Annotated in this window: 6 protein-coding genes; all 6 read right to left on the reverse strand. The window is 31.6% G+C overall.

The features are described from left to right. Window positions 1–11: 11 nt before the first annotated feature. The 6 genes from GGR97_RS14495 to GGR97_RS14520 all read right to left on the reverse strand — a co-directional run bounded on the left by GGR97_RS14495 (window position 12) and on the right by GGR97_RS14520 (window position 6,570). Complete coding sequence (locus GGR97_RS14495) at window positions 12–1,226, reverse strand: exonuclease SbcCD subunit D C-terminal domain-containing protein (protein WP_167899254.1); 1,215 nt, start codon at window positions 1,224–1,226, stop codon at window positions 12–14. A gap of 161 nt (window positions 1,227–1,387) precedes the next feature. Next, window positions 1,388–2,254, reverse strand: coding sequence for a YihY/virulence factor BrkB family protein (locus GGR97_RS14500; protein ID WP_167899255.1), 867 nt, complete (start codon window positions 2,252–2,254; stop codon window positions 1,388–1,390). A gap of 463 nt (window positions 2,255–2,717) precedes the next feature. Continuing rightward, window positions 2,718–3,671 carry a T9SS type A sorting domain-containing protein gene (locus GGR97_RS14505; protein ID WP_167899256.1) on the reverse strand — a complete coding sequence of 318 codons (954 nt, stop codon included), beginning with the start codon at window positions 3,669–3,671 and terminating at the stop codon, window positions 2,718–2,720. Window positions 3,672–3,920: 249 nt separating this feature from the next. After that, complete coding sequence (locus GGR97_RS14510; RefSeq protein WP_167899257.1) at window positions 3,921–4,208, reverse strand: type II toxin-antitoxin system RelE/ParE family toxin; 288 nt, start codon at window positions 4,206–4,208, stop codon at window positions 3,921–3,923. Then, entirely contained in the window at window positions 4,201–4,440 is a 240-nt protein-coding gene (locus GGR97_RS14515; protein WP_167899258.1) for a ribbon-helix-helix domain-containing protein, read from the reverse strand. Before GGR97_RS14515 ends, GGR97_RS14510 begins: the two co-directional genes overlap by 8 nt. 258 nt (window positions 4,441–4,698) lie before the next feature. Continuing rightward, window positions 4,699–6,570 (reverse strand): HMG-box domain-containing protein, encoded by a 1,872-nt coding sequence (locus GGR97_RS14520; RefSeq protein ID WP_167899259.1) that lies wholly within the window; start codon window positions 6,568–6,570, stop codon window positions 4,699–4,701. Window positions 6,571–6,732: the final 162 nt, after the last annotated feature.

Genomic DNA, 6,732 nt, shown 5'->3' on the forward strand with positions numbered 1-6,732 from the left:
GGATAAACAAACTAGGTATTTGTTTCCTGAGCAATGGATAAAGCCTCTTTAAAAGCTTCTGCAAGTTCTTTGTGCTCTTTTAAATCAATTCCTTGTTCTTCGCACTTTTTCTCAAAAACATCCATGGGTTTTAGGTTTTTTACGCGCTCTGCATTTTCCATCAAAGTTTCTAAACCTACGGTTTGTCTTTTGTTTTTTAAAGAAACCTTTAAAATTCTAAGCCCTAAATCTTCCGCTTGTTTCTTTAATTCAGTAGTATCTAAAACTACCGTTGTATCATTATCTAACACAACCTCAATCCAGGGTTCTAAATTGTATTCATTGGTTTGTATATCGTTTAGCTGAGTTAAACAACTAGGCACATCTCCTTGAACACGAAGTACATTTCTAAATACAGGAAGTGTAGTTTCTTCTATGCTTTGAATCTCTCCATCGGCAATGGTAAGTCCTATGATTTTTTTATCATAGCCTATTTCCGAAAAACTTAAAATGTTGGGAGAACCCGAATAACGAATGTGTTCTTTTCCTCCAATCCATTGCGGTCTATGCAAATGTCCCAAAGCTACATAATCAAATATTTCTGGAAAATCATCGGCACCAATATGACCTAAATTTCCTACCGAAATATCTTTTTCACTATCCGAAATACTTCCGCCAATGGCAAACAAATGTCCCATAGCAATTACAGGTTTTTGATGGGTATTTAGCCTTACACAATGTTCGGCTAGATCTGTATAGTGTTTTATTAAGGCCGCTTTATAGCGTTCGTTCATATCCTCAAAACTTTCTCCAGCCACAGCTCTTCTCACATCCTGATCTCTTAAATACGGAACCGCAGCAATCCAAACAGCCTCGGTAGCCGTTTCTAAGTAAAACAACTCGTCCTTACAGTCTTCGGTTGCTTTTCCTACCACATCAATGTGCAATGCGTTTAGCAATTGCTTAGGAGCATTTAAAGTACCTGGAGAATCGTGGTTTCCACCTGTAACCACAATATGTTTGCAGCAGGTATTTCTTAATCCTACCAAAAAATCATAGTACTGCGTTAAGCTTTGATTGGAAGGCATACCGGTATCAAACACATCGCCAGAAATTAACAATACCTCGTAATTTTCGGAGATGATATGGTTTGTTAACCAATCTAAAAACAATTGTTGTTCTTGGTATTGAGATTGTTCGTGCAAACGATGTCCTAAATGCCAATCTGCTGTGTGAAGTATTTTCATAGGTATATTTTGATCGCAATTCTTGTCTAAAACACAATGGTAAACCATTGTATTTTTTAGAATTTAAAGATACAAAGTACCCACCTACTATTTATAGCGTTTGTCAAGGAATTGTAAAAGAACTAGCCTAGTGTGTGAATAGAACACACAAAAGGTATCTTTTACTCCATTTCTAGCTTTTCTTTTTTTAACATGGTTTCTGAGTACACCTTGGTAAATTCTGCCCCAAAAAACAAAATTAAGCTAGAATAAGACACCCATAACAATATTAACACAATGGAACCCGCAGCTCCAAAGGTAGATTCTGGATTTAAAGTTCCAAAATAAACTCCTAAGCCAAATTTACCAATATCAAAAAGCAAACTTGTGACAAAGGCACCTAACCAAACATGTTTCCATTTTAAATGAACGTCTGGTAAAATTTTAAAAATCATCCCAAATAAAACCGTAATAATTCCAAGAGATACAAAGAAATTTACAAGATGGATAATCCTTAATAAAAAGTCAGAAAAGTTAGCTTCTATCCAATTACTGATCCCCGATATAATGGTTGTAACAACCATTGATATTAGCAACAAAAAACCAATGATTAAGACCAAACTTAAAGAGAACAGTCTGTTTTTTATCATTTTAAAGAAACCAACGGTTTTGTTGTATGGTACTTCCCATATGGTGTTCAATGATTTTTGAAGCGCAATAAACAAACCAGTAGCACCATAAAGTAAGGTCGCTATCCCAACAATAAATGCAAAAGTTGTTTGATCTTCTACCACTGCATTTTTAATAATTGTTTGAATGCTATCTGCAGAGTCTTTGCCTAGTACGGATCCAATTTCTAGGAGTATTTTATTCTTAATTTCCGATCTATCATAAAACAAACCTGCTGTTTGTATAATAATGATGAGCAAAGCGGGAAAAGAAAACAGGGCATAATAACTTACGGCTGCACTTAATTGAAACGGATCGTTGGCTATCCAGTTTTTATAAGTTTTTTTAATTAGGGTACCTGCTTCTTTAATTTTAATCATATTTAGTTAAGACTTTTTACTTTTATAAAAGTAAAAAACAGAAAATGAAAGTCTTAAAAAAAGCAATTGATCTTCATCAAGCTATGTTAGTTGATAAAAACTAATGAGATCTTCTAGAAACACTTAAAAATGCAGCTAGAGCCATTTTATAAAAAGTGCTATTGCTTTTAATTTAAGAGCAACGTTTCTCTTTACAAAAAGCAACGTTCCTTTTACCTAAGAGTAGCGTTCCTCTTTACAAAAAGCACCGCTACTTTTACTGAAGTGCAACATTGCTTTTTTTATTCCGCTATATGGAATTTTAAAACAAGATAAAGTTCGTGAACTAAATAAGATGTTTGACGTTAAAACAGATGTCACTTTGATATTATTAAATGCTGTACTCTATTCTATGATGAATTTATAAATCAAAAAAGAGCCATCAAAAATGATGGCTCTTTTTTAATTATAAAATAATTTTCTTTTATTTTTTCACAATTTTAAGTGTTTTTGAATTGCCATTAGAAAGAACAATCTTTGCTAAATAAACTCCACTCTTTTGTGCTATTAAACTAATCGTTGCATTGTTTTTATCTATTTCTTGCATATCTACCAAGACTCCTAAGCTATTATAAATATAAACCTGTGCCTCTTTAACATTTTTAATGGTGGTTGTATCATGAAATGGATTTGGGTAAAATGTCATCAACTCTAAATCATTCTCAATCTTTTCTGATGATAAGGTTGTACTACTTGATAGTTCAAAAGTATCAAAGGCTAATTCCTCATTTGAAGAAGAGCTATTCATTTCAATACGAACATTCATGGTTGTTCCTGTACCAGGTACATCAAAGGTAAATTTCTGAAAAGCTTCAGTTAATATTGTACCGTTTCCTGTTCCATCTAAGTTCGTATCAATCGCCATTTCTGAACTTACACTTGGACTTTTGGGTGCTGCAGCTCCAATTAATTGCCAACCTGCATTATCTATATTAACGTAAATTCTAATATACTCTAAGTTAGGTTCAAAAGAGGGGGTATTTATTGCAGCGAAACTACATGAAACGGTTAATCCCCCATATTCAGAAATATTAATTCCTGCAAAATGAACACCAGAGCTGTAGGTTTGAGAACCAAATGCACCAGGGTTGGTATTATTAGGATTTTCTAATGATCTGTCGGTATCTTCTCCTGTATAATAGAATCCATTTGTATTTGTAAATACAATCGTTGATAATGGTTTTGATGTGAAGTCACAATCTACAGTTGTTATATTACTACCATCAGTTCTAACAAAATAATCGGCACTCCCATCTGAATACTGACCAAACTCAGAATAAGTTCCTTCACAGATTTCGAAATTTTCTGTAAAGATTAACGTTTGAGAAGTAACATATTGCATTAGCAATAGCGTAACTAATAAAGTAATTTTTTTCATGTATTTATTTTTAATGATTAAAGGGATTATTTAGATTATGGGTAATACTATTTTTACTCTAGTTACTAACAACAGTTTTAACTAGAGTTATGGTGTAATTTAGAATTGATTGGGTTTTGACACCAACTAAGTAATCCCCAGAAGCATTGGGACAGCAAGGTTTAGTGACTTTATAAATATACACAAAACTTTGAAGTAAGTACTAAGCCATATGAAGTTTAACAGTGTAGGCAACTGTAATTTTTAGTATTAAATAAAATTATTCAAATCTTGTTGTCCAATTATAGTCATGATTTCAACAATATCATTATTAATTCTATAATAAATACTGTCAGAACCACACGTACAAGGTCTATATCCTTCTTTTATAAAATCGATAGATTCAAACGAGAATGGTCGTTGAGCAATTATTTCAAAATATTCAAAAAAAGAGTTGAAATATTTGTCAGCTTGTGCTATTCCAAATTTTTCAACTCCATAATGATGAATTCTCACTAAATCTTCTTTAGCAGTATTACTTAATTTGTATTTAGCCATTAAGCAAAGATTTCGATTGTGCTAAAATTTCTTCCTTACTGTCATTCGTAAATCCACTATTTTCAGCTTTTTCAAGTTTAGCACTTATCCAATCTATTTTTCTTTGTTGTTTTCTAGCTTGTCTGATCAAGTCATTAACAAGTTCACTTTTACTAGAATACTCTTTGTTGTCTACTTGAGATTTTAACCATTCATCATTTGGTTCTGTAAATGAAATACTTTGTCTTGCCATGAGATTCGATTTTGATGTAAATTTACACCAAATAGTTATTCTCTACAAAATAAAATGTATTGTGTTTTTACTCTATGACCGTTACGATTTTATAGTTGTCAACTAGAGTTAAGGTGTCATTTAGAATAGATTGGGTTATGACAATCACTAAGCTATCCGGAAGCAACGGGACAGCAAGATTTGGCGACTTAGTAAATAGATACAAAACTTTGAAAAAGCACTGAAACCCACATTAATTTTAGACAGTGTTGGCAGTAGTTATTTTTCAAAAGTTAATGTTACAGAACCATTATTTAAAACTAACTTACTTCCACTTATCTTTAATGTAACACTTGTAAGAACAGGTTCAGATTCTCCTTCTCCAAATTCAATTTGAGTATCCAAATCAGCAATACCATCACTTTTAATTGTATAACTATCATTTATAGTAAAATTATCATTTCTAAATTCAATGTTAAAGGATTCGCAATCAACTACACCTTCTGATGATGAAGACCTAGAAGCTCCTGTTTTTTGACTACCATTTACAGATATATTACTTTCTGTAATATTAGCTGAGGCTGAATTAATTGTCCATTGTTGAGAATAAACATTACATTCTGAAATAAATCCTGATTTCACTAGTTCTCCTATAGAATATCCTCCATTAAAACTAATCGCTGTCCAATTACCAATGAATGGATTTTCCTTACATTCTTCCTCTTCCGTTTTACCTGTATTTCCACCAACACATACATCACATTCTTCAGTTGTATATGCTTCTCCACCAAAATCTTCGTTACAATCTTTGATTAGTACCTCAATAGGTAAATTTGTATTGACTGAACCAAAATCTGTATCCAAACTTATTCCGACTGATGTTTGAATTTTCTTAATTTTATTATAGTCTTCATTTTCTTTTTTATTAAAATTCAAATTTATTCCGCTACCAGAAAAAGTCTCAATTTGTTCAAGTTTTGAACTTCCTTTTGAAATAGCTAAAAGGTAGTATTCTTCTTCATTAATAGTTCTAGTTTCTGACAAAGCAGGAGGTAATTTAGGAGGAGATAGAACAGGTATATTTGAAAAAGGATTAAAATCATTAACAAAATTAATTACTGAATTTATGCTACTTGTTATGGTTACTAAACTTTTATAATTATTCCAAACTCTAGATAGAATTGGGGATTTAGAGTTTTCAGAAATATTTTGTAATGTAATATTTATTGGGTAAGATTTTGTTTGCCCTTCGTTTTGTTGAAAAGTAGAATTATTTACACTAAACACTTTGGGAGTAATGCTATTTGTACTCATTTTCACAAGTTCTAATTTTTTGTTTGAAAAATTCTCCCAAATAGCTTCAGCAGAAATAAAAGAAACCGACGCAGATAAAACGAAAGCAGAAGCAATTAAGGGTCTACCTAAACGAACAGCTGCAGCACCAAGATGAATAGACTCTCCAAGAGTAAATATACTTGCACCAAATACCAAAGCCTGTTTATTGGAGTCACTTATTGAAATTGAAGTAGCTCTGGCTGTAAATACATTATTTTGATTATCACTTTGATTACCGTCAATTAGTTTATCAAATATTTCTTTATTTACTGAATAGAATTCTGCGAATTGTTGTTTTTCTTCTTGACTAGCATTTGACCATAGATGGTTAAAGACATTAGAGTGGTTTGTGATAACAGAAGATAATTTAGGATCGGATATTTCTTTTTTTGCATTGTTGATTTCTGTTAAATAGCTATCATTAATCTGCTGCGGAGTTGATTTTAATTGAATTTTCTGAATTTTATGACTGATAGTATAACTATCATCGTTGATTTTGAAATTAAGTAAGATATCATTTTCACTTATGGTTAATCCTGAAAATAAATAAGCCCAAGTTTTTTCGTCAACACGATTTATTTCAACTGTTTTCCCGTCAAGTTCAGCATTTAATTTATCAGTATTAATAGGTATCGAGTCAGATGATATTAAATTTACTTTGTAGTTGGAAGTAGTATTGCCTTTAAATGTAAATGTTTTGGATTCTTCCGGTGTTGGTTCTTTATTGTTAGTTAAATCAGAATTGTCACTTTCTGAACAGCTTGTAATGCATACTGGGCATACGATAGATAATATCTTAAAAAAAAATGTTTTCATAAGTTATATAATTTAGAGCTTAATAGAGTTTCATTTTTCAATAATAACAAGTTGATTTTTAGTAATCAAGGATCAATCACAAAAGTTGTGTGTGAATTAGGATAGTTTTAGTTTTGAGGTTTAAATTTATTCGTATTGGAACTTACTTTAGACCTTTTAAAA

It is taken from the genome of Wenyingzhuangia aestuarii, from assembly GCF_011927765.1.
GTDB classification, from domain to species: domain Bacteria; phylum Bacteroidota; class Bacteroidia; order Flavobacteriales; family Flavobacteriaceae; genus Wenyingzhuangia; species Wenyingzhuangia aestuarii.